Genomic DNA, 24,703 nt, shown 5'->3' on the forward strand with positions numbered 1-24,703 from the left:
CCGTGTGTGAAAGCGGTATTCCTAGACCAACTTTAGGAAAGAACCAACATCATGGCTGCGATCAGTGTCGAACCTTGCACCTTTGCCCTGTTTGGCGCACTCGGCGACCTGGCCTTGCGCAAGCTGTTTCCTGCGCTCTACCAGCTCGACCGTGCCAACCTCCTGCACGCCGACACCCGTCTGTTGGCGCTGGCCCGCGAGGCCGGAAGTGCCGAAGATCACCTGAACACCATCGAAGCGCACCTGCGCCGGCATGTGGCCGAGGCTGACATCGAGCCCGCTGCATTGGGGCGTTTCCTTGGCCGCCTGCGCTACCAACACCTGGACTTCCTGCAGCCCGAGGGCTACCAGGCGCTGGCCGAACAACTGACCGGCGAGCAGCCACTGATCGCCTACTTCGCCACTGCTGCGGCCGTCTACGGTGCAATCTGCGAAAACCTCGACAAGGCCGGCCTGGCGCCGCGCACGCGAGTGGTGCTGGAAAAACCCATCGGCCATGACCTGGAGTCGTCGCGGCGGGTCAACGATGCCGTGGCGCGCTTCTTCCCGGAAAGCCGCGTCTATCGCATCGACCACTACCTGGGCAAGGAGACCGTGCAGAACCTGATCGCACTGCGTTTTGCCAACAGCCTGTTCGAAACCCAGTGGAACCAGAACTCCATCTCCCACGTGGAGATCACCGTGGCCGAGAAGGTCGGCATCGAGGGCCGCTGGGGCTACTTCGACAAGGCCGGCCAGCTGCGCGACATGATCCAGAACCACTTGCTGCAGCTGCTGTGTCTGATCGCCATGGACCCGCCCAGCGAGTTGTCGGCCGACAGCATCCGTGACGAAAAGGTCAAGGTGCTCAAGGCGCTGGCGCCCATCACCGGGGAAGGGTTGAGCACCCGCGTGGTGCGCGGCCAGTACATCGCCGGCTACAGCGATGGCAAGCCGGTGCCAGGCTACCTGGAAGAAGAAAACTCCAACGCGCAGAGCGACACCGAAACCTTCGTCGCCCTGCGCGCCGACATCCGCAACTGGCGCTGGTCGGGTGTGCCGTTCTACCTGCGTACCGGCAAGCGCATGCCGCAGAAGCTGTCGCAGATCGTCATCCACTTCAAGGAAACCCCGCACTACATCTTCGCCCCGGAACAGCGTCTGCAGATCGGTAACAAGCTGATCATCCGCCTGCAACCGGACGAAGGCATATCGTTGCGGGTGATGACCAAGGAGCAGGGCCTGGACAAGGGCATGCAACTGCGCAGTGGCCCGCTGCAACTGAATTTTTCCGATGCCTGGCGCAGTTCGCGGATCCCGGATGCCTACGAGCGTTTGCTGCTCGAAGTGATGCGCGGCAACCAGAACCTGTTCGTGCGCAAGGACGAGATCGAGTATGCCTGGAAGTGGTGTGACCAGTTGATCGCCGGCTGGCGTAACGCGGGCGATGCGCCCAAGCCTTACGCGGCGGGTTCCTGGGGGCCGATGAGCTCGATTGCATTGATCACGCGTGATGGGAGGGCGTGGTATGGCGATATCTGAATTGAAACTGCCTGCGGCGGTGCAGGCGCACGACCTGCCTGATGCTAAGGCGCTGTCCGCAACCCTGGCCCATGATGTGGCCGAACGCCTGCGTGCAGCCATTGCCGCCACGGGGCAGGCCTGCGTGGTGTTGTCTGGCGGTCGCAGCCCGGTGCCCTTCCTCGAACGGCTGGCCGGCGAGCCGCTGGACTGGCCCAAGGTCACCGTCAGCCTCGCTGACGAGCGTTGGGTGCCGGTGGAGCACGACGACAGCAATGCCGGGCTGCTGGCCCGCCATCTGCTCAAGGGCGCTGCCGCCAAGGCCCGCTTCGTCGGGCTCTATCAGCAGGCGGGTAACCTCGAGGCGGCCGCGGCCAGCGCCGACCAGGCCCTGGCAGAGTTGCCGCCGATCGATGTGCTGGTGCTGGGCATGGGGGATGACGGCCATACCGCCTCGCTGTTCCCCGATAGCCCCAACCTTGCCGAAGGCCTGGCGCTGAACAGCACGCGCCGTTGCCTGCCGATGCTGGCCCCGAGTGTGCCGCACCAGCGCCTGTCGATGACGCGCTCGTTGCTGGCCAGTGCGGCATTCATCGCGCTGTCCGTGCAAGGCCCCGGCAAACTCGCTACCCTGCGCGCCGCGCTGGCGGGCAACGACCTTTCCGAAATGCCGATTCGCGCCTTTCTTCACGACCCCCTGGACATCTACTGGTGCCCATGAGCCAAGGATCCACAGTCATGACCACCCTTGAACGCCCACAGCCCAAGCTTTCGATGGCAGATAAAGCCGCCCGGATCGATGCCATCTGCGAAAAGGCGCGCATCCTGCCGGTAATCACCATCGCCCGTGAGCAAGACATCCTGCCGTTGGCTGACGCCCTGGCTGCTGGCGGTATCCGCACCCTGGAAGTGACCTTGCGCTCGCAGCATGGCCTGAAGGCTATCCAGGTGCTGCGCGAGCAACGCCCGGAGCTGTGCGTCGGCGCCGGCACTGTGCTCGATCGCAGCATGTTCGCGGCGGTGGAGGCCGCTGGCGCGCAGTTCGTCGTCACGCCCGGCATCACCCAGGACATCCTCGAAGCCGGTGTCGAGAGTGAGATCCCGCTGCTGCCAGGCATCAGCACGCCGTCCGAAATCATGATGGGTTATGCCTTGGGCTACCGTCGCTTCAAGCTGTTCCCGGCGGAAATCAGCGGCGGTGTGGCGGCGATCAAGGCCTTTGCCGGCCCGTTCGGTGACATTCGCTTCTGCCCGACTGGCGGTGTCAACCCGGCCAACGTGCGCAATTACATGGCACTGGCAAACGTGATGTGCGTGGGGGGCACCTGGATGCTCGACAGCAGCTGGATCAAGAACGGCGACTGGGCGCGTATCGAAGCATGCAGCGCCGAGGCGATTGCACTGCTGGACGCCAACTGAATCTGTTGTGTGCTTTACGGCTTATGGGGCGCTTGGTCGGCGCCCTTTTTTTTGCCTGGATTTATTGCAGTGCCTGTGCCGCCTCTTCGCGGGTACAGGCAACAAAAAAGCCCGCATCAAACGATGCGGGCTTTCGTCTATTGCGGTGCGGCTCAGGCGGCCTTGGCTTCCTGCTGGCTCAGTGAGCGGTTCAGTGCGCTGAACAGGGCCTTGAAGCTGGCAGTGGTGATGTTCTCGTCGATACCCACGCCGTGCACCGGGCGGCCGCCGGCCACGCGCAGTTCAATGTAGGCCGCCGCTTTGGCATTGGTGCCGGCACTGATGGCGTGCTCGTTGTAGTCCATGATCTCTACCGGTACCGGCAGGCCGGCAACAAGGGCTTCCAGGGCACCATTGCCCTTGCCGTGCCAATGCAGGGTGGTTTCGCCTTCGCCGGCAACTTCCACTTCCACGGCACTGTTGCCGTTTTCTTCCTTCAGGCGGTGGCTGACCAGCGCATACGGCGCGTTGGCCTGGAGGTATTCCTTGTGCAGCAGGCTGTAGATCTGCTGGGCGGTCATTTCCAGGCCCAGGCGGTCGGTTTCTCCTTGCACCACCTGGCTGAACTCGATCTGCATGCGACGTGGCAGGCTGATGCCGTATTCCTGTTCGAGCAGGTAGGTGATGCCGCCTTTGCCGGACTGGCTGTTGACGCGGATCACCGCCTCGTAGCTGCGGCCGATGTCGGCCGGGTCGATCGGCAGGTATGGCACTTCCCACAGCTCGCCTTCCTGCTGCTTGGCGAAGCCCTTGCGGATGGCGTCCTGGTGCGAGCCGGAAAACGCGGTGTGGACCAGGTCGCCGACGTACGGGTGACGTGGGTGTACTGGCAGCTGGTTGCATTCTTCCACCACCTTGCGCACGCCGTCGATGTCGGAAAAGTCCAGCAGCGGGTCGATGCCTTGGGTGTAGAGGTTCAGCGCCAGGGTCACCAGATCAACGTTACCGGTACGCTCGCCGTTGCCGAACAGGCAGCCTTCGGCACGGTCGGCGCCGGCCATCAGGCCCAGCTCGGTGGCGGCGATACCGGTGCCACGGTCGTTGTGGCAGTGCAGGCTGATGATCACGCTGTCACGACGGCTGACGTTGCGGCAGAACCATTCGATCTGGTCGGCGTAGATGTTTGGCGTGGACACTTCCACGGTGGCCGGCAGGTTGAGGATGATCTTGTGCTCGGGGGTCGGGTTCCACACTTCGATGACCGCGTCACAGACTTCCTTGGCGAACTCCATCTCGGTGGCGCTGAAGGTTTCTGGCGAGTACTGGAAGGTCCACTGGGTTTCCGGCTGCTGGGCGGCATATTTGACGAACAGCTTGGCCGCGTTAACCGCGATGTCCTTGACCCCTTGCTTGTCCTGGTTGAAGACGATGCGGCGGAACGACGGGCTGGTGGCGTTGTACAGGTGGACGATGGCCTTCTTCGCCCCGCGCAGCGACTCGAAGGTGCGGGCGATCAGGTCTTCACGGGCCTGGGTGAGCACCTGGATGGTGGTGTCGTCCGGGATATGGCCGTCTTCGATCAGCATGCGCACGAAGTCGAAGTCGGTCTGCGAGGCCGACGGGAACGAGGCTTCGATTTCCTTCACACCTACCTGCACCAGGGTCTTCCAGAAGCGCAGCTTCTTCTCCGAGTCCATCGGCTCGATCAGCGACTGGTTGCCATCACGCAGGTCCGAACTGCACCAGATTGGCGCCTGGGTGATGGTCTTCGACGGCCAGGTGCGGTCAGGCAGGTCGATGGTCGGGAAAGCGCGGTATTTCTTCGATGGGTCTTTGAGCATGGTCATGGAAGCAATCCTTTTGTGTGCGGCCGAGATCGGGCCTGCCGAGCGATAACGAGATGAACAGGCGAGGCGATGCGATCAACCTGGTAGTCGGGCGCTGACCAGGCAGAGGCTGCGGTGTTGTCGGAGCAGGATGAGGGTGCTGAAGGTTTTCATGCCCTCAACCCTAACCAGTGGGTTGGGGGATGGCAAGCGCTGGGAAAAAATTGAGAGAAATGCTTAAAAAAAACCGGATTGCGAGATTTTATCGCTGATATCAGGGTTTTGATTTGTGTTATTTGCTCAGTATTTTTCGATGGCGCAACACAGTGGAAGTGGATGCTGGCTGTGCTGGCCTCTTCGCGGGTGAACCCGCTCCTACAGGGTTTCGCGGTCCCTGTGGGAGCGGGCATGCCCGCGAAGCAGGCGGCGCCGCTCTCAGGGCTGGAACGCGCCAATGAAGATCGCCGGATCCACCCGCGCATCGTTCAGGCTGACATTCCAGTGCATGTGCGGCCCGGTGGCGCGCCCGGTCGAGCCCACGCGCCCGACCACGTCGCCACGGCGCAGTTGCTGACCAGGCTGAACATCAATCTTCGACATGTGGCAGAACATGCTGATGAACCCTTGCCCATGGTCGACGAACACCGTTCGGCCATTGAAAAAGTAGTCACCCACCAGGATCACCTTGCCATTGGCTGGCGTCTTGATCGGTGTTCCCGCCGGCACGGCGAAGTCCAGCCCGGCATGCGGGTTGCGTTCCTCGCCATTGAAGAAGCGACGCACGCCGAACTTGCTCGAAAGCGGCCCGCTGACCGGTTTGTCGAGGATCAGGTTGCTCGGCAATGTCGGGCTGAAACTGCGATATGCCTTGATCTGCTCGGCCAGTTCGCGGTCGATGCGCTTGAGGTCGTCCGGGTTCGGGTTGACCTGGCGGGTGTTCTTCAAGGTGATGTGCTGTTCGGGGTACTTCTTGCTGCCGACGCTGAATGGCAGGCTGCGGCCGCCCTGGGTCAGCACGGCGGTGCCGGGCTTCTGGGTCAGCGGGATGCCGACGATGGCTAGCCAGTTGTCCTGCTCCTTGACCACCATCACCGGTTTGCCATCGAAGCGCGCGCTCGGCGCCGTGGCCGCCGGGCCGAGGTCGACCACCGCGACGCCACCCGGCACGGGCTTGTTCAGGGTGCGGGTGATGTAGCTGGCCTGGGCGCCTGCGGCCAGCAGCGTGAGGGAGAGGGCGAGCAAGGGCGCGAACAGGCGGGGCATGTGTCAGTCCAGTAAGGAGAGGGTGACCGGGGTCAGGTGATTGTCTTCGACGCGGACCTGCAACTCGCCTTCGTTCAGGCGGGCGGTCAGGCGCTGGCCGTTGCGCGTCTGCCCGGCGCTGCGGATGGCCTGGCCCTGCTCGTCGAGAAGGATGCTGTAGCCACGTGCCAGGGTCGCTAGCGGGCTGACCACCTGCAGCGTCTGCAGTTGGGCCTGGAAGCGCTGGCGGCGGTCCTTGAGCACCTCGCGCATGGCCCGTGGCAGGCGTTCGGCGAGGCTGTCCAGGCGTTGCTCCAGCAGTTTCAGGGTGCGCCCCGGGTGTTGCGCGGCCAGGCGCGTATCGAGCCGCGCCAGGCGCTCGCGGCGCTGGTTGAGGCTGAGCATGAAGGCGCGGCGCAGGCGCATGTCCAGGTCATCCAGGCGTTGCGCTTGCTGGCGCAGGCGTTCGCCGGGGTGGCGCAGGCGCCGGGTCAGTGCGTCCAGGCGCAGGCGGTCGTGGGCCAGGCGGTTCTGCATGCGCAGCAGCAGGCGCCGCTGCAGGCCGTCGAGGCGCTGCTGCAGGCCGCTGTTGTCGGGGGCCAGCAGTTCGGCGGCAGCCGAAGGCGTCGGCGCACGCACGTCGGCGACGAAGTCGCTGATCGACACATCGGTCTCGTGGCCGACGGCGCTGACGATGGGGGTTACGCAAGCGGCCACGGCGCGTGCCACGGCTTCTTCGTTGAAGCACCAGAGGTCTTCCAGCGAGCCGCCACCCCGGGCCAGGATCAGCGCGTCGAAGCCCAGCCGGTCGGCCTGCTGCAAGGCACGGACGATCTGGTTGATCGCCTCACGGCCCTGCACGGCGGTGGGAATCAGGTTCAGCTCGACCTGCGGCGCGCGGCGGCCGAACACGCTGATGATGTCGCGGATCACCGCGCCAGTGGGTGAAGTGATGATGCCGATGCGTTGCGGATGGGCCGGCAGCGGTTTCTTGCGCTCGGCACTGAACAGTCCTTCGGCGCCGAGCTTTTCCTTCAGCGCCTCGAAGGCCAGGCGCAGGGCGCCATCACCGGCCGGTTCGACGGTATCGAGGATCAACTGGTAGTCGCCACGCCCCTCGAACAGCGAAACCTTGCCGCGCACACGCACCGCCAGACCGTCACGCAGTGCCTGGCGCACGCGGGTAGCGTTCTGCCGGAACAGCGCACAGCGCACCTGGGCGCCGCTGTCCTTGAGGGTGAAGTACATGTGGCCGGAGGCCGGGCGGGCGAGGTTGGAAATCTCGCCTTCCACCCAGACGCTGCGGAACACGTCTTCAAGCAGCACGCGGGCGCGGCCGTTGAGCTGGCTGACGGTGAGGACCTCACGGTCCAGGCCGAGTCGTTCGAAAGGGTCTTTGATCATGTCGGGCATGATAAGGGGCGGGGTAGGGGGCGCCAAGTGCCTGTCGTAATATCTTCAGCGCCTGTGAGACCCAGCGCCGCCCGCGCGGCGCTTCGCGGGGCAAGCCCGCTCCCACAGTTTGTTTCGGGCCAATATGTCCTGTGCTAGTACCGGCGCCAGCCTTGGTGCATGACTGAAGACAGATGAAAAGCTACTGTGCCACCTTAGATATCAAAGGGGACAAACAGGGCGGGCAGTGGAGACCTCACAGGAGTGACTGGCCCGAAACAGACTGTGGGAGCGGGCTTGCCCCGCGAAGCGCCGCGCGGGCGGCGCTCGATCTCACAGACGCTATAACTTCCAAGGCATGCACCTGTTCGCCACAACCCGATCTCTCGAAATAACACCCCAAAAGCCCCAAGGACTCCGGCAAGATGCTCACCCAGCTTTCTCTGACCCCCTATGACTGGCTCCCCATCCTCCTCGCCATCGCCGCGGCCTACATCGTCTTCGGTATCGCCGGCTTCGGCACCGCGCTGGTGGCCGGCCCGGTACTGATCCATTTCATGCCCCTGTCGCGGATCATCCCGCTGCTGGTGCTGCTGGACTTCGTCGCCGCCTTCGGCAACCTGCTGCCGTCACGCCGCGACGTGGTGCGCGGCGAATTATTGCGCCTGCTGCCTTGCATGGCCGTGGGCTGCACCCTGGGCGTGGTGTTCCTGCTGCATCTGAAGTCCGACCTGCTGTTGCTGCTGATGGGCCTGTTCGTCACTGCCTATGCGATCTACGGCCTGGCGGTGAAGGTACGGCCGGCCAGCTTGTCGGGCTTCTGGGCGGTGCCCATGGGCACGGTTGGCGGCCTGTTCGGTGCCTTGTTCGGCAGTGGCGGCTTCCTCTATGCCATCTACCTGAGCGCCCGGCTGGAGATAAAAGAGCAGGTACGCGCGACCCAAAGCGCCCTGATCAGCTGCAGCACCCTCGTGCGCCTGTCGTTGTTCCTGATTGCCGGCGTCTACGCCGACACCAGCCTGTTACTGCTCGCGGTCTGCCTGTTGCCGGTCATGTTCATCGGCCTCTGGGCAGGCCGTCGATTGACCCTGAAGCTGTCCCGCGAAGCCTTCGTGCGCCTGGTCACCTGGCTGGTGCTGGCCAGCGGCCTGGCGCTGATCGGTCGCTACCTGAGCAGCTGAGCGGTAGAATTGCAGGATTACCGCAGTCCGCAGGCCCGCTTCGTTCATGAACACCCAGAGCATCATCGTCCCCAAGCTGTCCACCGTGCCCTCGCATGAAGCCCGTTCGCGGGCCATCCTGCGCTGGCTGGTGCGCGAGAAGATCGTCGAAGAACAACTGACCACCTGCGGGCGCACCGGCAACCGCATGGGCCATGCCTTGGCCGAGGGCGCGCGCAAGGTCGCCCTGCACCCTGACAAGCTGCCGTTCGGCGAGCAGGTCAATGGCCTGGAAGTGATGCTCAAGCGTTGCATCTATACCCCGACCGAGGGCTTTCTCGAGGAGGCCGGCTGCCCGGAGTGCCGGCGCGAGGTCGGCGAGCCACTGTTCGAGAGCCTGGAGGAGTGGATGCCGGCGGTAAGCGACAACTTCACCTGCCCGCTGTGCGGCCATGAAGACGACATCAATGGCTTCATTTACCTGCAGCCATGTGCCTTTTCCAACCTTGGGTTCATCTTCAACAACTGGGGCGAGGCCGGGTTTACCCAGGCCTTTCTCGACAGCTTCGCCGACTGGCTCGACCAGCCGGTGGCAGTGGTGCAGGTGAATCTGCCATCACGCTGACCGAAGGCCCTTATTTTGCATTGAGCGGCGCGCCGTGGATGAGTATAATGGCGCGCTTCCATTTTTCCCGCCCGGGAGCCCCCGCGATGCTGCGTATCAGCCAAGAAGCCCTGACCTTCGACGATATCCTCCTTGTACCTGGCTATTCCGAGGTACTGCCCAATGAAGTCAGTCTCAAGACCCGTTTGACCCGTGGCATCGAGCTGAACATTCCGCTGGTTTCCGCTGCCATGGATACCGTGACCGAAGCGCGCCTGGCCATCGCCATGGCCCAGGAAGGCGGCATCGGCATCATCCACAAGAACATGACCATCGAACAGCAGGCCGGCGAAGTGCGCAAGGTCAAGAAGTTCGAGGCTGGCGTGGTCAAGGACCCGATCACCATCGACGCCGACGCCACCGTCCGCGACCTGTTCGACCTGACCCGCCTGAACAACATCTCCGGCGTTCCGGTGCTGGCGAACGGTGACCTGGTCGGCATCGTCACCTCCCGTGACGTGCGCTTCGAAACCCGTCTGGACGCCAAGGTCCGCGAAGTGATGACGCCGAAAGAGCGTCTGGTCACCGTCCGCGAAGGCGCCGACAAGAACGAAGTCCGCGAGCTGCTGCACAAGCACCGCCTGGAAAAGGTCCTGATCGTTGACGACAAGTTCAACCTCAAGGGCATGATGACCGTCAAGGACATCGAAAAGGCCAAGGCCTACCCGCTGGCCAGCAAGGACGACCAGGGTCGCCTGCGCGTTGGCGCTGCGGTCGGCACCGGCAAGGACACCGGCGAGCGTGTTGCCGCCCTGGTAGCTGCCGGCGTTGACGTGGTGGTGGTCGACACCGCCCACGGGCACTCCAAAGGCGTGATCGACCGCGTGCGCTGGGTCAAGGAAAACTACCCGCAAGTACAGGTGATCGGCGGCAACATCGCCACCGGCGCTGCGGCCAAGGCCCTGGCTGAAGCCGGCGCTGATGCCGTGAAGGTCGGTATCGGCCCAGGCTCGATCTGCACCACCCGTATCGTTGCCGGTGTCGGCGTGCCGCAGATCAGCGCCATCGCCAACGTCGCCGCTGCGCTGGAAGGCACTGGCGTGCCACTGATCGCCGACGGTGGCATCCGCTTCTCCGGTGACCTGTCCAAGGCCATCGTGGCCGGTGCTTCCTGCGTAATGATGGGTTCGATGTTCGCCGGTACTGAAGAGGCACCGGGCGAAGTCGAGCTGTTCCAGGGCCGTTCCTACAAGGCCTACCGCGGCATGGGCTCGCTGGGCGCCATGGCACAGGCACAAGGCTCGTCCGACCGTTACTTCCAGGACTCCTCGGCCGGCGCCGAGAAGCTGGTACCGGAAGGCATCGAAGGCCGCGTTCCTTACAAGGGCGCCCTGGCCGCGATCATCCACCAGCTGATGGGCGGCCTGCGTTCGTCCATGGGCTACACCGGCAGCGCGACCATCGAAGAGATGCGTACCAAGCCGGAGTTCGTGCGCATCACCGGTGCCGGCATGGCCGAATCCCACGTGCACGACGTGCAGATCACCAAAGAAGCCCCTAACTACCGCGTAGGCTGAGGCTTCAAGCAATAACCGAACGGGGCTGTCACGAACAGCCCCGCGTCGTTTCCGATTTCCACTGACGAGATTGAGTCATGGCCCTCGACATTCACGCTCACCGTATCCTGATCCTCGATTTCGGTTCCCAGTACACCCAGCTGATCGCCCGCCGCGTGCGCGAAATCGGCGTGTACTGCGAGCTGCACCCGTTCGACATGGACGATGAAGCGATCCGCGAATTCAACCCACGCGGCATCATCCTCGCCGGCGGCCCCGAGTCGGTCCACGAAGCCAACAGCCCACGCGCCCCGCAGGCGGTGTTCGACCTGAACGTGCCGGTACTGGGCATTTGCTACGGCATGCAGACCATGGCCGAGCAGATGGGCGGCAAGGTCGAAGGTTCCGACCTGCGTGAGTTCGGTTATGCCCGCGTCGACGTGGTCGGCAAGAGCCGCCTGCTCGACGGTATCGAAGACCACGTCGACGATGACGGTGTGCTGGGCCTGGACGTGTGGATGAGCCACGGCGACAAGGTCACCCAGATGCCGGGCAACTTCCACGTGCTGGCCAGCACCCCGAGCTGCCCGATCGCCGGCATGTTCGACGACGCCCGTGGCTACTACGGCGTGCAGTTCCACCCGGAAGTGACCCACACCAAGCAGGGCGGTCGCATCCTGTCGCGCTTCGTGCAGGACATCTGCGGTTGTGAAGCCCTGTGGACTCCGTCCAACATCGTCGAAGACGCCATCGCCCAGGTGCGTGAGCAAGTCGGTTCGGCCAACGTCCTGCTGGGCCTGTCCGGCGGCGTTGACAGCTCGGTGGTTGCCGCGCTGCTGCACCGTGCCATCGGCGACCAGCTGACCTGCGTATTCGTCGACAACGGCCTGCTGCGCCTGCACGAAGGCGACCAGGTGATGGCCATGTTCAAGGAGAACATGGGCGTCAAGGTCATCCGCGCCGACGCTGAAAAGCAGTTCCTCGACAACCTGGAAGGCGAAGCCGACCCGGAGAAGAAGCGCAAGATCATCGGCCGCACCTTCATCGACGTGTTCGATGCCGAAGCCAGCAAGCTGGAGAACATTCAGTTCCTCGCCCAGGGCACCATCTACCCGGACGTGATCGAGTCGGCTGGCGCCAAGAGCGGCAAGGCCCACGTGATCAAGTCGCACCACAACGTCGGTGGCCTGCCGGAGGAAATGAACCTCAAGCTGGTCGAGCCGCTGCGTGAACTGTTCAAGGACGAAGTGCGCAAGATCGGCCTGGAGCTGGGCCTGCCGTACGACATGGTCTACCGCCACCCGTTCCCGGGCCCGGGCCTGGGCGTGCGTATCCTCGGTGAAGTGAAGAAGGAATACGCCGACATCCTGCGTCGCGCCGACCACATTTTCATCGAAGAACTGCGCAAGGCGGACTGGTACCACAAGACCAGCCAGGCGTTCGTCGTGTTCCAGCCGGTCAAGTCGGTCGGCGTCGTTGGCGACGGCCGTCGCTACGCCTGGGTCGTGGCACTGCGTGCCGTCGAGACCGTGGACTTCATGACCGCACGTTGGGCGCACCTGCCGTACGAGCTGCTGGAAACCGTCAGCGGCCGTATCATCAACGAAATCGACGGAATCTCCCGCGTCACCTACGACGTGTCGAGCAAGCCGCCAGCGACCATCGAGTGGGAATGATCCCTACCCGCCGCTGACCGAGAAGGGCCTGCATTGCAGGCCCTTTTCTTTTGCGCCGGGGAAGCTATTCACTGCCTGGAGGGTGGCCAAAATGGGCCTTGTAGGCATGGCAGAAGTTGGCGGGGTTGGCATAGCCGACCTGGTAGGCCACCTGCGAGACCTGCCAGCGCCGCTCCAGCAACAGGCTGCGGGCCAGTTCCAGGCGTTGTTGCCGCACATACTGCAGCATAGGCCGGCCAAATTCGTCGCGGAACGCCCGGCGCAAGGTGGTCTCGCCCACGCCCAGCTGGCGCGCAATGCTGGCAGCGGTGGGCGGGGCGCTTAGCTGCGCGTCGAGCAGGCGGCGCGCTTCGATCGCCAGGTCCCGTAGCCCACGATCCGGCTTGTGCGTGGCGTGCGCAGGGCCGATCAGGTAGCGGGCCAGTTCCAGCACGATGGCCAGGCTCAGGCTTTCGCAGTGCAGGCGCCGCAGCCCGCCAGTGTAAGGGGACAGATACAGCTGCTGCAGCAGGCGGCTGACTGCAGGGCAGTGTGGCAACTGATCGAACTGCATGCCCTCTGCCGTCAAGGCCAGCAGGGGCATCAGCTGTGCTTCGTCCCGGGCCAGTTCATGCAGGTAATCACCGGCAATACGCACGCCCGCCATGCGCGCATGGCTATCGGCAGGCAACTGGTCCTGCGCCTCCAGGCTCTCGCCGAGGCCCAACAGGTGCAATTGGCCGGGTGCGTAACGGTTCATAGTGCCATCGACCTTGTGCTGCCAGGCGCCATCGAACAGTTGCACGATGCACAGGCTCTGCGGCAGCACCTTGTCGATCTGCAACGGCTCCGGGAATTGCAGGTTGCAATCGAAGTATTGCAACCCGGCGTGCACCGTCTGCGCCCGATAGTGCCCGGTGGCGCTGCCCAGTATCTGCGCCTTGCGGCTGTCCAGGACACCGGCCTCGGCGAGCGACCCTGGGCTGTCGAAGCAGAAGTCGGTGTCCAGGTAGGGGCTGTTCGATGGCATGAGCGCTAAGCATCCTTGGTTGGCGGCGGCATGAGCGCAAATGGTAACGCGTGCACATTTTCGGCAACAACCGTTGTGCGCGGAGGGCCATCTTTTGTGCGAACCGGTCACGGGGGTTGGCAGTGCCGACGGTGCCGTTTTCAATGGTCGATCGTTTTCGCAACAGGATCGAAAAGATGTTCGCTTATCGCAAATGGGCTGCCCTGCTGGTGGCGTCGCTGGTTTTCTGCCTGGGCCAGGCCCATGCGGAACAACGGCCGGTGGTGGCCGAACAGGTTGTTGCCTACATGGGCACGGAGGGCGTCAAGGTGTGGACGCTGCGCATTGGCGAGCGCGCTGCCAATGAAGCACTGGTTCAGATCGAAGGCGCTGATCACGACTGGGACATGCGTATCCAGAAGATGCAGGTCGAGAAGACCGCAAAGGACACGCGTTACTCGACGACGGTGGATGGCAAGAAGTTCGTGGTACTGGTCGTTCAGGGCGGCTGGGGCGGCGAGCTGTACCTGCCTGGGGAGCCGCAACCGGTACAGGTTGGCTATTCCGAAGGGCTGTCGCGTCAAGGCAATGCCCAGGCATTCCTGACCGATTACCTGGCCAAGCAGCAGTGAACAGGGGGGAAGATTGATCATGGATAAACCTACCGATCCGCTCGCAGACCTCTCCGGCTCGCTCGGCGAAGACTATGAGCAATCCCGTGCTGCCCAGCGCGACCGGGTCATCGCCGAACTCAAGCAGGTGATCGAGCGCGTACCGCCGCAAAGCGAGTTCACCAATTCCCGCCGTTACAAGGTCTGGGGGCCGATATTCCTGGTGGGCGCCCTGATCCTTCTGGGCGTCACCTTCAATCTGCAACGCATGGGGGCGGTCGCCGCAGGTGTGTTCATCGTCTGCATTGCCGCCGCGGTGACCTGGCAGCACCGCAACGCCGGCACCCAGGTGTTCATGCGCCTGACTCGCCGGCAGCTGTTCGTCGATACGCTGGACGCCCCGGTCGATATGGCCGAAGTCGAGGACATCGCGGTCAAGGATGAAGGCCTGGTGATGGTGCAGACGCTGGAAATGAGCAGCGAAGCCGCGCTGCCGAAGCATCGTGTGGTCAAGCTGCAGTTCTTCGGCAATCAGGCGATGGCACTGAAAAAACCACGGCCGCAAATCCGTATCATGTCCGCTGGCCTGGCCTGTAATGGTCGCAAGCTGGACAACGAGGAAGTGCTCGCAATGCTGGCGGCCTACCGTGATGCGGCCCACGCGCAGCGGCAACTGGAGCTGATGCAGGCAGATGGATAACGCCGAGCGCGAAGCGCATCTGGCGTACCTGCAGGCACAGGCCGACGGCCCCCGCGACAGCTTCGATCTGCTGGAGCGTTCGCACGGCAAGGTGCTGGCGTGCGCCATGACCGCTCTGTTGCTTTGCGCCCTGGGCGCCTGGCTGGTCTGGCTGGCGTTGCTGTTTGGCCCTCAGGCCAGCGGTGGCGTGCTGTGGCTGCTTTCGGGCTGCGGCCTTGGCCTGGTCGCTGTGGGCCTGGCCGTTCTGGCCTGCGCCGCCGCGCTGTGCCGCCGGCAGGGCAAGCGGGTATTGAGCGTGACACCCGATACCCTGTGCTTTGCCAATGCCCAGGCACCGACACCTCTGCATGCGTTCGACGGCTTCGAGGTCGAGCAGGGTTATTTCAGCACCCGCCTGATTTTCACGATGGCGGCGTCCAGCCTCGCGCCCGCGCTGCTTCCGGCCAGTTTCAAAGGGCTGGCCTCGCCTGACGCAATCACCGTAGCCGGTGGCTTGCGCGTGCGTTTGTGGCTGTGCACACCCGTAGTGAACGGGCGTCGCCTTGACCTGCAGGCGCTGGTGGACCTGCTCTATGCGTACCTGCAGGCCGCGCAGGCCAGGCACACCCTGGCACAGCTGTTTCCGGGCGTGGCACGCGTGGGGGTAAAGGCTCCATGAAGCGCCTGGGTTGGGGGCTGGTCATGTTGCTCTTGCCGCTGGCGCTGTTCGGCTGGGCCACTGTGCAGCACTGGCGGGCCGAGACGGCGCAAGAGCAGGCGCGCATCACCCGGCAATGGCTGGCGGCACCCAGCGATACCCTGCTGCAGGCGCTGCCTTGGGCCGCACGCAAGCAGTTTGCCGGGCGCGTCGACACGCGCGAGGTGCTGCAGCGGCAGCTGGACGAACTCGACAACGACCGTCATTGGTTGAGCATGCGCAAGTGGATGGCCAGCTTCAGCGGCTGGCTGGCACTGGGCGCTCTGGTCGCCGGCGTTGGCGCCTGGCTCAGGCTCAGGGTCGACGCCTGGCGCGCGTTGCGCTCGGCGCATTACCTGCATCAGCGCATGACGGCCAGCTGGCGGGTGCTGGGGCGTTGGCTGAGCGCCTACATGGGCCTGCTCGCAGGCTCGCTGTGCCTTGTACTGCTCTATGAAACCAGCGCCGGCTTGAGCCACGCTGCGCAGGGTGGCTTGACCGTCCTGGTCGTGGTATTGCCGCTGGCGTCAGTCCTGGCCGTCTGCCTGCGTACCCTGTGGCGAATGCGCCAGCAGTGGCCGCGGATGGGGCTGTCGAGCGCGAGCTTTCTCGGCCGGGAGCTCGGGCGGCAGGGGGCTCCGGCGCTGTGGCAGTGGGTCGAAGGCCTGGCTGCGCAGTTGCACGCGCCAGTGCCGGACCATATCGTGGTCGGCATCGACCAGGGCTTTTTCGTCACCAGCGTGCCGATTGTGCTGCAGCCCGACCAGGCGATGCTCAGCGGGCGAACCTTGTACCTGTCATTGCCGTGTCTCAACGTCCTGAGCCAGCAAGAGGCTGCCGCGATCATCGGTCATGAGCTCGGCCATTTCCGTAGCCGCGACACGGAGCAGGGCAGCGAGATCAATGCATGCTTCAGCTTGATGTGCGCACAGTTCTCGGCCATGGTCGTCGCCGAGCGGGCCGTGGACTGGGTGGCCCGGCCAGTCGTGTGGATGGCCGGGCAGTTTCTCCATCACTTTCAGGTCGCAGTGCATCATTGGGGGCGCGCGCAGGAATTGTTGGCGGATCGAGCCGGGGCCGAGGTGCATGGCCCGAAGCTGTTCGTTCAGGCGCTGCTGCGGGCGATCGCCCTGGGCAGGGTGGTCGACGCCTTGTTGCTGGAACGCGGTGGCGAAGGGCTGCTTGCGGCGCTGACCCAGTCGCTGCAGCGCACGCCGTTGCACCTGGACGAGGACGTGCTCGGGCTGACCATGCCCCATCCCTTCGACACGCACCCGCCGATTGCCGCGCGCCTCGACAATCTGGACGTGATGCTTGACGCCGCGCTGCTGCAGGCTGCCATGCGCGCCCCTTCTGAGCACGACCGGCAATGGTTCAACTATCTCTGCGGCGCTCCTGGCATCAGGGTATAGAGAGACTTCACTTAATATTTCCCATTTGCAGGTGTATCGTATTCGCCCTTCATAGCCAGCCCCAGCCTGGCAGCTTGATTGCGCAGAACGCGAGGTACCCGCACCGATGTCCTTCACCCGTCGACAAATGCTCAAGGGCCTGACCGGCCTGGTTGTGGTTGGCCTGGGCGCCGGTGGCGCGGCGCGTTACTGGCTGGGCAAGGTCGAGGACGATAACGCCGGGCATGACTACGAACTGATCGCTGCGCCGCTGGACGTCGAGCTGGTGCCGGGGTACAAGACCGAGGCCTGGGCCTTCGGCCCTTCGGCGCCGGGCACCGAGCTGCGGGTGCGCCAGGGCACCTGGCTGCGGGTGCGCTTCATCAACCACCTGCCGGTGGAAACCACCATCCACTGGCACGGCATCCGCCTGCCGCTGGAAATGGACGGCGTGCCCTACGTTTCGCAGTTGCCGGTCAAGCCGGGCGAGTACTTCGACTACAAGTTCCGCGTGCCGGATGCCGGCAGCTTCTGGTACCACCCCCATGTCAGCAGTTCCGAAGAGCTTGGGCGGGGTCTGGTCGGTCCGCTGATCGTCGAGGAGCGCGAGCCGACCGGGTTCAGGCACGAACGCACCCTGAGCCTGAAGAACTGGCACGTCGACGAGCAGGGCGGCTGGCTGCCCTTCAGCATCCCCCGCGAGGCCGCACGCAACGGTACTGCCGGGCGGCTGATCACCATCAATGGCCAGGCCGACTCGATCACCGAGCTGCCAGCCGGGCAGGTGGTGCGCGTGCGCGTGCTGAACCTGGACAACACCTGGACCTACCGCCTCAACCTCAAGGGCAACTGCGAGGCGAAAATCTATGCCCTCGATGGCAACCCGGTGACCCCGCGGGCGCTGGATGAGGAATACTGGCTGGGCCCGGGCATGCGCATCTGCCTGGCCATCCGCATTCCCGAAGCGGGCGAGGAAGTTTCCCTGCGCGACGGTTTCGTGCGCCTGGGCACCTTGCGTTCGGTGGCCAGTACCGAAGCTCCCGGCGAATGGCCCAAGGCACTGCCGGCGAACCCGATCGCCGAGCCGGACCTGGAGAATGCCGAGAAGCTCAACTTCAATTTCGAATGGGCGGCGAGCGTCTCGGTTGACAGCAATCCAGACAAACCGTCGAGCATGTGGCAGATCAACGGCCAGGCCTGGGACATCACTGACAAAACCTGCGCTGACCGGCCGATCGCCACGCTGAAGAAGGGCCAGAGCTACATCTTCGAGCTGAAGAACATGACCCAGTACCAGCACCCGGTGCACCTGCACGGCATGAGTTTCAAGGTGATCGGCTCCAATCGCCGGCAAATCCCCGAGCCTTACTTCACCGACACCTATCTGCTGGGCAAGAACGAACGTGCCCAGGTCGCACTGGTGGCGGATAACCCGGGCACCTGGATGTTCCACTGCCATGTCATCGACCACATGGAAACCGGCCTGATGGCCGCGATCGCGGTGGTCTGATGCGCCCGCAGATCATCGACCGCAGCCGCGATCAGGAATTCATGCGCCTGGCCCTGGCCCTGGCCGCCGAGGGCGCGGCCATGGGCGAGGTGCCGGTTGGCGCGGTGCTGGTGCAGCATGGCCAGGTGATCGGCCAGGGCTTCAACCGGCCGATCGTCGACAGTGACCCCAGCGCCCATGCCGAAATGGTCGCCATTCGCGCCGCTGCCAAGGCGGCCTGCAACTACCGGCTGCCGGGCAGCACGCTGTACGTGACGCTGGAGCCGTGCAGCATGTGCGCGGGGCTGATCGTGCATTCGCGGGTGATGCGGGTGGTGTATGGCGCACTGGAGCCCAAGGCTGGCATCGTGCAGAGCCAGGGGCAGTTCTTCGGGCAGGGCTTTCTCAACCATCGGGTGATGGTGGAGGGCGGGGTGCTGGCAGAGGAGTGCGGGCAGATCCTGAGCGACTTCTTCAAGGCCCGCCGAGCCAAGGGCTAGCCTGTTCCGGCCTCTTGGCGGGTTTACTCGCGAAGAGGCCAGGACAGGCTTACATCGGCGGCGACTGGTCAGCCGGCTTGTCCTTGTTCACCCCTGGCACATGCAGGCTGCCTTCGGCCACCTGGCCTTCAAGCTGCGGTTGGGTCACCCAGGTGAGGATGTCGTAGTAACGGCGGATGTTGGCCACGAAGTGCACCGGCTCGCCACCGCGGGCATAACCGTACTTGGTCTGCCGGTACCACTGCTTCTGCGCCAGGCGCGGCAGCATCTTCTTCACATCCAGCCACTTGTTCGGGTTGAGCTTCTCACGCTTGGCCAGGGTGCGGGCGTCTTCCAGGTGGCCGGTGCCGACGTTGTAGGCGGCCAGGGCGAACCAGGTGCGGTCCGGTTCCTGGATGCTGTCGTCGAGTTCTTCCTTGATCTTCATGAAGTACTTGGCGCCACCCTGGATGCTCTGCTTCGGGTCCAGGCGGTTGGACACGCCCATGGCCTGGGCCGTGCGCTGGGTCAGCATCATCAGGCCGCGCACACCGGTCTTGGAGGTGACTTCAGGCTGCCACATCGATTCCTGGTAGCCGATCGCGGCCAGCAGGCGCCAATCGACCTGTTCGACCTTGGCGTAGCTCTTGAAGTGTTTCTCGTACTTGGGCAGGCGTTGCTGGAGGTGCTGGGCGAAGGTGTAGGCGCCGACGTAGCCGAGCACGTCGACATGGCCGTAATAACGGTCCTTCAGGCGCTGCAGGGTGCCGTTCTTCTGCGCCTTGTCGAGGAATTCGTTGATTTCGTTGAGCAGGCTGTTGTCATCACCCGCCGCCACCGCCCAGCGCTGGTCGCGGGTGTCGCCCAGGTCGAAGGCGACCCGCACGTTGGGGAAGTACACCTGGTTCATCGCCAGTTCATTGGAATCGACCAGGGTCAGGTCGATCTGCCCTTCGTCGACCATGCGCAGCAGGTCGACCACTTCAACGGCGTCGGATTCTTCGTATTCCAGGCCCGGATACTGTTTTTTCAGTTCGGCCAGCTGGTCGGCGTGGCTACTGCCCTTGAGCACCATGATCTTCTTGCCGGCCAGGCCCTTGGCGTCGGTGGGGCGCGGGCGGCCGTTGCGGTAGATGACCTGCGGGGTCACTTCCAGGTAAGGGTGCGAGTACTTGACCTGGGCCTTGCGCCGGTCGCTGCTGACCAGGCCGGCAGCCGCCAGCACCGGGCCGGAAGGTTTGCCGAGCGAATCGTACAGTTCGTCGAGGTTGTCGGCGGTCTCGATCTGCAGTTTGACGCCGAGGTCGTCGGCGAAATGCTGGACCAGCTCGTACTCGAAGCCGGTTTCGCCGTTGCGATCCTGGAAGTAGGTGGCCGGGCTGTTACGGGTAATGACGCGCAGCACGCCGTCCTCCTTCACGCGCTCGAGGGTGCTGGGTTTTTCAACGCAGGCACCGAGTAGCAGAAAGAGTCCGGTTGCGATTAGCCATCTGGCGCAACGCTGGCGCAAAGCAGTGTGGGCGAACATAGGTTGCAGTATACGCAAAGGACCGGCACAGCCATATCTCGACAACTGTTAGCTTGTCTGGTAGCGGGTTGTGTGGTTGGGGGCTGGCGTCAAGGCGGCCACGCTGCGAAAATTTGACCCCGAAGTCCGGTTCAGCCGCCCGGCAGCCATGGCTTAGAGCGGGTGCCGAAAGCCATCGAATTAGGCTAGAATGCACGGCCTCTAAGCACACCCCTTCCTGAGGCTGTCCCGACGATGTTGATCCTGCGCGGCGCTCCTGCCCTTTCTGCCTTTCGCCACGGTAAATTACTCGAGCAACTGAGCCAGAAAGTCCCCGCTGTTACTGGTTTGTATGCCGAATTCGCCCACTTCGCCGACGTTGACGGCGAGCTGACCGCCGACCAGCAGCAGGTGCTGGGCCGTCTGCTCAAATACGGCCCGAGCGTGCCGGTACAGGAGCCGACCGGCCGCCTGTTCCTGGTCGTGCCGCGCCTGGGCACCATCTCGCCGTGGGCCAGCAAGGCCAGCGACATCGCCCATAATTGCGGTCTGCAGTCGATTCAGCGCCTGGAGCGCGGCATCGCCTACTACGTGGCTGGCAACCTGAGCGAGGCCGACGCCGAGCTGATCGCCGCCGAACTGCACGACCGCATGACCCAGCGCGTGCTGGCCAAGCTGGAGCAGGCCGCCGACCTGTTCAGCCATGCCCAGCCCAAGCCGATGACGTCGGTCGACATCCTCGGCGGTGGCCGCGCCGCCCTGGCCCAGGCCAACATCGACCTGGGCCTGGCCCTGGCCGAAGACGAGATCGACTACCTGGTCAACGCCTTCCAGGGGCTAAAGCGCAACCCGAACGACATCGAACTGATGATGTTCGCCCAGGCCAACTCCGAGCACTGCCGCCACAAGATCTTCAACGCCAGTTGGGACATCGACGGCCAGGCTCAGGAAAAGAGCCTGTTCGGCATGATCAAGAACACCTATCAGATGCACAACGAGGGCGTGCTGTCGGCTTACAAGGACAACGCCTCGGTGATCGTCGGCAGCGTTGCCGGCCGCTTCTTCCCGAACCCGGAAACCCGCCAGTACGGCGCGGTGAAGGAGCCGGTGCACATCCTGATGAAGGTCGAGACGCACAACCACCCGACCGCCATCGCCCCGTTCTCCGGCGCCTCCACTGGTTCCGGTGGCGAGATCCGCGACGAAGGCGCGACCGGCCGTGGCGCCAAGCCAAAGGCCGGCCTGACCGGTTTCACCGTGTCCAACCTGCGCATCCCGGGCTTCGAACAGCCATGGGAGCAGGCCTACGGCAAGCCTGAGCGCATCGTCGACGCCCTCGACATCATGATCGAAGGCCCGCTGGGCGGCGCCGCGTTCAACAACGAATTCGGTCGCCCGGCCCTGACCGGCTACTTCCGTACCTTCGAGCAGGCCATCGACACCCCGCACGGTGAAGAAGTGCGCGGCTACCACAAGCCGATCATGCTTGCCGGCGGCATGGGCAACATCCGTGAAGGCCACGTACAGAAGGGCGAGATCACCGTCGGCGCCAAGCTGATCGTGCTCGGTGGCCCGGCCATGCTGATCGGCCTGGGTGGCGGCGCCGCCTCGTCGGTGGCCACCGGTGCCAGCTCGGCAGACCTGGACTTCGCCTCGGTGCAGCGCGAAAACCCTGAAATGGAGCGCCGTTGCCAGGAAGTCATCGACCGCTGCTGGCAGCTGGGCGACAAGAACCCGATCGCCTTCATCCACGACGTGGGTGCCGGTGGCATTTCCAACGCCTTCCCTGAACTGGTCAACGACGGTGGCCGTGGCGGCCGCTTCGAACTGCGCAACGTGCCCAACGACGAGCCGGGCATGGCCCCGCACGAAATCTGGAGCAACGAATCGCAAGAGCGTTATGTGCTGGCCGTCAGCGCCGTCGATTTCGAGCGCTTCCAGGCCATCTGCGAACGTGAGCGTTGCCCGTTCGCCGTGGTCGGTGAAGCGACTGAAGAGCCGCACCTGACCGTCAGCGACAGCCACTTCGGCAACACCCCGGTGGACATGCCGCTCGACGTGCTGTTGGGCAAGCCGCCACGCATGCACCGCTCGGTCACCCGCGAAGCCGAACTGGGCGATGATTTCGACCCGAGCCAGCTGGACCTGGACGCTGCCGTGCAGCGGGTGCTCAGCCACCCAGCCGTGGCCAGCAAGAGCTTCCTGATCACCATCGGCGACCGCACCATCACCGGCCTGGTAGCCCGCGACCAGATGGTCGGCCCTTGGCAGGTCCCGGTGGCCGACTGCGCCGTCACCGCCACCAGCTTCGACGTGTACACCGGCGAAGCCATGGCCATGGGCGAGCGCACGCCGCTGGCCCTGCTGGATGCCCCGGCTTCCGGCCGCATGGCAATCGGCGAGACCATCACCAACCTGGCTGCTGCGCGCATCGATAAGCTGTCCGACATCAAACTGTCGGCCAACTGGATGTCCGCCGCCGGCCACCCAGGTGAAGACGCGCGCCTGTACGACACCGTCAAGGCGGTCGGCATGGAGCTGTGCCCGGAGCTGGGCATCACCATTCCGGTCGGCAAAGACTCGATGTCGATGAAGACCAAGTGGAGCGAAGAGGGCGTCGAGAAGAGCGTTACCTCGCCGATGTCGCTGATCATCACCGGCTTTGCCCCGGTTACCGACATTCGCCAGACCCTGACCCCGCAACTGCGCATGGACAAGGGCGAGACCGACCTGATCCTGATCGACCTGGGCCGCGGCAAGAACCGCATGGGCGCCTCGATCCTGGCCCAGACCTACGGCAAGATCGCCGCCCAGGCACCGGACGTCGACGACGCCGAAGACCTCAAGGCGTTCTTCGCCGTGATCCAGGGCCTGAACGCCGATGGCCACCTGCTGGCCTACCACGACCGCTCCGACGGCGGCCTGCTGACCACCGTGCTGGAAATGGCCTTCGCCGGCCATTGCGGCCTCGACCTGCAACTCGACCCGCTGACCGACAGCAAGGCCGACGTGGCTGCCATCCTCTTCAACGAAGAGCTGGGTGCGGTCATCCAGGTTCGCCAGGATGCCACTCCGGACGTACTGGCACAGTTCAGCGCTGCTGGCCTGGGCGAAGAGTGCGTTGCGGTGATCGGCAAGCCGATCAACAACGGTGAAGTGTCCATCAGCCTCAATGGCGAAGTGCTGTTCGACGACGACCGTCGCATGCTGCAGCGCCAGTGGGCCGAAACCAGCTACCAGATCCAGCGCCTGCGCGACAACGCCGACTGCGCCGACCAGGAATTCGACCTGCTGCTGGAAGAAGACAACCCTGGCCTGTCGGTCAAGCTGGGCTACGACGTCAACGACGACGTTGCCGCGCCTTACATCAAGAAGGGCGTGCGCCCGCAAGTGGCGATCCTGCGCGAACAGGGCGTCAACGGCCAGGTCGAGATGGCTGCCGCCTTCGACCGCGCAGGCTTTGCCGCGATCGACGTACACATGAGCGACATCCTCGCCGGCCGCGTCGACTTCGAAGCCTTCAAGGGCCTGGTCGCCTGTGGTGGTTTCTCCTACGGTGACGTGCTCGGCGCGGGTGAGGGCTGGGCCAAGTCGGCGCTGTTCAACAGCCGCGCCCGCGATGCCTTCCAGGCCTTCTTCGCGCGTAGCGACAGCTTCGCCCTGGGCGTGTGCAACGGTTGCCAGATGATGTCCAACCTGCACGAGCTGATCCCGGGCACCGAGCACTGGCCGCATTTCGTGCGCAACCGCTCGGAGCAGTTCGAGGCGCGCGTGGCCATGGTCGAGGTGCAGAAGTCCAACTCGATCTTCCTGCAGGGCATGGCCGGTTCGCGCATGCCGATCGCCATCGCTCACGGTGAAGGCCATGCCGAGTTCGCCAGCGAAGAGGCACTGCTGGCAGCCGACGTTTCCGGCTGCGTGGCGCTGCGCTACGTCGACAACCACGGCAAGGTCACCGAGGCCTACCCGGCCAACCCGAACGGCTCGCCGCGTGGTATCACCGGCCTGACCAACCGCGACGGCCGCGTGACCATCATGATGCCGCACCCGGAGCGTATGTTCCGCGCCGTGCAGAACTCCTGGCGCCCGGATGAGTGGCAGGAAGACGCCGCGCTGATGCGTATGTTCCGCAATGCGCGCGTGTGGGTGAACTAAGGCGTGTACAAGCTCGCCTTCTTCGTCCCGGCCAGCCACGTTGAAGCGGTCAAGGCCGCCGTGTTCGCCGCCGGTGGCGGGCGTATCGGCGACTACGACCACTGTGCCTGGCAGACCTTGGGCCAGGGCCAGTTTCGGCCGTTGGACGGCAGCCAGCCGTTTCTCGGGCAAACCGGCCAGGTCGAGGTGGTCGAGGAGTGGAAGGTGGAGCTGGTGGTGGCTGACGACCTGATCCCTCAGGTTGTCACCGCCCTCAAGCAGAGCCACCCGTACGAAACGCCGGCCTATGAAGTCTGGCGGCTCGCCGAGTTCTAGACCGCATCGTGGCTCTTCGCGGGTTTACCCGCGAAGAG

Annotated in this window: 20 protein-coding genes; 15 read left to right on the forward strand and 5 right to left on the reverse strand. The window is 64.3% G+C overall.

The window, feature by feature from the left end:
• Nucleotides 1-51: 51 nt before the first annotated feature.
• The 3 genes from zwf to ACQKPS_RS09305 are packed head-to-tail and all read left to right on the forward strand — an operon-like array spanning nt 52 to nt 2,919.
• Nucleotides 52-1,521, forward strand: a complete 1,470-nt coding sequence (gene zwf, locus ACQKPS_RS09295; protein ID WP_283725489.1) for a glucose-6-phosphate dehydrogenase — start codon at nt 52-54, stop codon at nt 1,519-1,521.
• Entirely contained in the window at nt 1,508-2,221 is a 714-nt protein-coding gene (gene pgl, locus ACQKPS_RS09300; RefSeq protein ID WP_427603732.1) for a 6-phosphogluconolactonase, read from the forward strand. Before zwf ends, pgl begins: the two co-directional genes overlap by 14 nt.
• Before the next feature lie 17 nt (nt 2,222-2,238).
• The gene (locus tag ACQKPS_RS09305) at nt 2,239-2,919 is read left to right on the forward strand and encodes a bifunctional 4-hydroxy-2-oxoglutarate aldolase/2-dehydro-3-deoxy-phosphogluconate aldolase (RefSeq protein ID WP_427603734.1); all 681 of its coding nucleotides are present in this window, start codon (nt 2,239-2,241) and stop codon (nt 2,917-2,919) included.
• A gap of 152 nt (nt 2,920-3,071) precedes the next feature.
• On the opposite strand, the gene leuA is transcribed toward ACQKPS_RS09305, so the two are convergent.
• The 3 genes from leuA to xseA all read right to left on the reverse strand — a co-directional run bounded on the left by leuA (nt 3,072) and on the right by xseA (nt 7,370).
• Nucleotides 3,072-4,745 carry a 2-isopropylmalate synthase gene (gene leuA, locus ACQKPS_RS09310; protein ID WP_254483452.1) on the reverse strand — a complete coding sequence of 558 codons (1,674 nt, stop codon included), beginning with the start codon at nt 4,743-4,745 and terminating at the stop codon, nt 3,072-3,074.
• A gap of 414 nt (nt 4,746-5,159) precedes the next feature.
• Nucleotides 5,160-5,987: a peptidoglycan DD-metalloendopeptidase family protein gene (locus tag ACQKPS_RS09315; RefSeq protein ID WP_283725492.1), complete on the reverse strand. Its 828-nt coding sequence runs from the start codon at nt 5,985-5,987 to the stop codon at nt 5,160-5,162.
• A gap of 3 nt (nt 5,988-5,990) precedes the next feature.
• On the reverse strand, nt 5,991-7,370 hold the full coding sequence (gene xseA / locus ACQKPS_RS09320; RefSeq protein WP_427603737.1) for an exodeoxyribonuclease VII large subunit: 1,380 nt from the start codon (nt 7,368-7,370) through the stop codon (nt 5,991-5,993).
• 413 nt (nt 7,371-7,783) lie between these two features.
• Between xseA and ACQKPS_RS09325 the strand changes: the two genes are divergently transcribed.
• The 4 genes from ACQKPS_RS09325 to guaA all read left to right on the forward strand — a co-directional run bounded on the left by ACQKPS_RS09325 (nt 7,784) and on the right by guaA (nt 12,354).
• Complete coding sequence (locus ACQKPS_RS09325; RefSeq protein WP_427603739.1) at nt 7,784-8,539, forward strand: sulfite exporter TauE/SafE family protein; 756 nt, start codon at nt 7,784-7,786, stop codon at nt 8,537-8,539.
• A 46-nt stretch (nt 8,540-8,585) separates the two neighbouring features.
• A complete protein-coding gene (locus tag ACQKPS_RS09330) occupies nt 8,586-9,143 on the forward strand; it encodes a sugar ABC transporter ATPase (RefSeq protein ID WP_254483459.1) in 558 nt (185 codons plus the stop codon).
• 86 nt (nt 9,144-9,229) lie between these two features.
• Complete coding sequence (gene guaB, locus ACQKPS_RS09335; protein ID WP_054886233.1) at nt 9,230-10,699, forward strand: IMP dehydrogenase; 1,470 nt, start codon at nt 9,230-9,232, stop codon at nt 10,697-10,699.
• A gap of 77 nt (nt 10,700-10,776) precedes the next feature.
• Nucleotides 10,777-12,354, forward strand: a complete 1,578-nt coding sequence (gene guaA / locus ACQKPS_RS09340) for a glutamine-hydrolyzing GMP synthase (protein ID WP_054886234.1) — start codon at nt 10,777-10,779, stop codon at nt 12,352-12,354.
• Between the two features lie 64 nt (nt 12,355-12,418).
• On the opposite strand, the gene ACQKPS_RS09345 is transcribed toward guaA, so the two are convergent.
• A complete protein-coding gene (locus ACQKPS_RS09345; protein WP_427603741.1) occupies nt 12,419-13,363 on the reverse strand; it encodes a helix-turn-helix transcriptional regulator in 945 nt (314 codons plus the stop codon).
• 176 nt (nt 13,364-13,539) lie between these two features.
• On the opposite strand from ACQKPS_RS09345, the gene ACQKPS_RS09350 reads away from it, so the two are divergent.
• The 6 genes from ACQKPS_RS09350 to tadA all read left to right on the forward strand — a co-directional run bounded on the left by ACQKPS_RS09350 (nt 13,540) and on the right by tadA (nt 18,709).
• Nucleotides 13,540-13,974: a hypothetical protein gene (locus tag ACQKPS_RS09350; protein ID WP_283723895.1), complete on the forward strand. Its 435-nt coding sequence runs from the start codon at nt 13,540-13,542 to the stop codon at nt 13,972-13,974.
• 19 nt (nt 13,975-13,993) lie between these two features.
• On the forward strand, nt 13,994-14,653 hold the full coding sequence (locus ACQKPS_RS09355; protein ID WP_254483463.1) for a hypothetical protein: 660 nt from the start codon (nt 13,994-13,996) through the stop codon (nt 14,651-14,653).
• A complete protein-coding gene (locus tag ACQKPS_RS09360) occupies nt 14,646-15,311 on the forward strand; it encodes a hypothetical protein (RefSeq protein WP_427603743.1) in 666 nt (221 codons plus the stop codon). Before ACQKPS_RS09355 ends, ACQKPS_RS09360 begins: the two co-directional genes overlap by 8 nt.
• Entirely contained in the window at nt 15,308-16,741 is a 1,434-nt protein-coding gene (locus ACQKPS_RS09365; protein ID WP_427603745.1) for a M48 family metallopeptidase, read from the forward strand. Before ACQKPS_RS09360 ends, ACQKPS_RS09365 begins: the two co-directional genes overlap by 4 nt.
• 106 nt (nt 16,742-16,847) lie before the next feature.
• Entirely contained in the window at nt 16,848-18,230 is a 1,383-nt protein-coding gene (locus ACQKPS_RS09370; protein ID WP_254483467.1) for a multicopper oxidase family protein, read from the forward strand.
• Nucleotides 18,230-18,709, forward strand: a complete 480-nt coding sequence (gene tadA / locus ACQKPS_RS09375) for a tRNA adenosine(34) deaminase TadA (RefSeq protein ID WP_254483468.1) — start codon at nt 18,230-18,232, stop codon at nt 18,707-18,709. Before ACQKPS_RS09370 ends, tadA begins: the two co-directional genes overlap by 1 nt.
• Before the next feature lie 49 nt (nt 18,710-18,758).
• Here tadA and mltF read toward each other — a convergent pair whose 3' ends face one another.
• Nucleotides 18,759-20,216, reverse strand: coding sequence for a membrane-bound lytic murein transglycosylase MltF (gene mltF / locus ACQKPS_RS09380; protein ID WP_254483469.1), 1,458 nt, complete (start codon nt 20,214-20,216; stop codon nt 18,759-18,761).
• A 234-nt stretch (nt 20,217-20,450) separates the two neighbouring features.
• Here mltF and purL point away from each other — a divergent pair, with 234 nt between their 5' ends.
• Together purL and ACQKPS_RS09390 are read left to right on the forward strand one after the other, a co-directional pair.
• Nucleotides 20,451-24,350 (forward strand): phosphoribosylformylglycinamidine synthase, encoded by a 3,900-nt coding sequence (gene purL / locus ACQKPS_RS09385; protein WP_254483470.1) that lies wholly within the window; start codon nt 20,451-20,453, stop codon nt 24,348-24,350.
• A gap of 3 nt (nt 24,351-24,353) precedes the next feature.
• Nucleotides 24,354-24,665 carry an NGG1p interacting factor NIF3 gene (locus ACQKPS_RS09390; RefSeq protein ID WP_254483471.1) on the forward strand — a complete coding sequence of 104 codons (312 nt, stop codon included), beginning with the start codon at nt 24,354-24,356 and terminating at the stop codon, nt 24,663-24,665.
• Nucleotides 24,666-24,703: the final 38 nt, after the last annotated feature.

The organism is Pseudomonas sp. NPDC086566 (genome assembly GCF_050280885.1).
GTDB classification, from domain to species: Bacteria; Pseudomonadota; Gammaproteobacteria; order Pseudomonadales; family Pseudomonadaceae; genus Aquipseudomonas; species Aquipseudomonas vlassakiae.

What these genes read in the sequence shown, in the direction of transcription:
- zwf (WP_283725489.1), top strand. Translation starts at nt 52, where the DNA reads ATGGCTGCGATCAGTGTCGAACCTTGCACCTTTGCCCTGTTTGGCGCA.
- pgl (WP_427603732.1), top strand. Translation starts at nt 1,508, where the DNA reads ATGGCGATATCTGAATTGAAACTGCCTGCGGCGGTGCAGGCGCACGAC.
- ACQKPS_RS09305 (WP_427603734.1), top strand. Translation starts at nt 2,239, where the DNA reads ATGACCACCCTTGAACGCCCACAGCCCAAGCTTTCGATGGCAGATAAA.
- leuA (WP_254483452.1), bottom strand. Translation starts at nt 4,745, where the DNA reads ATGACCATGCTCAAAGACCCATCGAAGAAATACCGCGCTTTCCCGACC.
- ACQKPS_RS09315 (WP_283725492.1), bottom strand. Translation starts at nt 5,987, where the DNA reads ATGCCCCGCCTGTTCGCGCCCTTGCTCGCCCTCTCCCTCACGCTGCTG.
- xseA (WP_427603737.1), bottom strand. Translation starts at nt 7,370, where the DNA reads ATGATCAAAGACCCTTTCGAACGACTCGGCCTGGACCGTGAGGTCCTC.
- ACQKPS_RS09325 (WP_427603739.1), top strand. Translation starts at nt 7,784, where the DNA reads ATGCTCACCCAGCTTTCTCTGACCCCCTATGACTGGCTCCCCATCCTC.
- ACQKPS_RS09330 (WP_254483459.1), top strand. Translation starts at nt 8,586, where the DNA reads ATGAACACCCAGAGCATCATCGTCCCCAAGCTGTCCACCGTGCCCTCG.
- guaB (WP_054886233.1), top strand. Translation starts at nt 9,230, where the DNA reads ATGCTGCGTATCAGCCAAGAAGCCCTGACCTTCGACGATATCCTCCTT.
- guaA (WP_054886234.1), top strand. Translation starts at nt 10,777, where the DNA reads ATGGCCCTCGACATTCACGCTCACCGTATCCTGATCCTCGATTTCGGT.
- ACQKPS_RS09345 (WP_427603741.1), bottom strand. Translation starts at nt 13,363, where the DNA reads ATGCCATCGAACAGCCCCTACCTGGACACCGACTTCTGCTTCGACAGC.
- ACQKPS_RS09350 (WP_283723895.1), top strand. Translation starts at nt 13,540, where the DNA reads ATGTTCGCTTATCGCAAATGGGCTGCCCTGCTGGTGGCGTCGCTGGTT.
- ACQKPS_RS09355 (WP_254483463.1), top strand. Translation starts at nt 13,994, where the DNA reads ATGGATAAACCTACCGATCCGCTCGCAGACCTCTCCGGCTCGCTCGGC.
- ACQKPS_RS09360 (WP_427603743.1), top strand. Translation starts at nt 14,646, where the DNA reads ATGGATAACGCCGAGCGCGAAGCGCATCTGGCGTACCTGCAGGCACAG.
- ACQKPS_RS09365 (WP_427603745.1), top strand. Translation starts at nt 15,308, where the DNA reads ATGAAGCGCCTGGGTTGGGGGCTGGTCATGTTGCTCTTGCCGCTGGCG.
- ACQKPS_RS09370 (WP_254483467.1), top strand. Translation starts at nt 16,848, where the DNA reads ATGTCCTTCACCCGTCGACAAATGCTCAAGGGCCTGACCGGCCTGGTT.
- tadA (WP_254483468.1), top strand. Translation starts at nt 18,230, where the DNA reads ATGCGCCCGCAGATCATCGACCGCAGCCGCGATCAGGAATTCATGCGC.
- mltF (WP_254483469.1), bottom strand. Translation starts at nt 20,216, where the DNA reads ATGTTCGCCCACACTGCTTTGCGCCAGCGTTGCGCCAGATGGCTAATC.
- purL (WP_254483470.1), top strand. Translation starts at nt 20,451, where the DNA reads ATGTTGATCCTGCGCGGCGCTCCTGCCCTTTCTGCCTTTCGCCACGGT.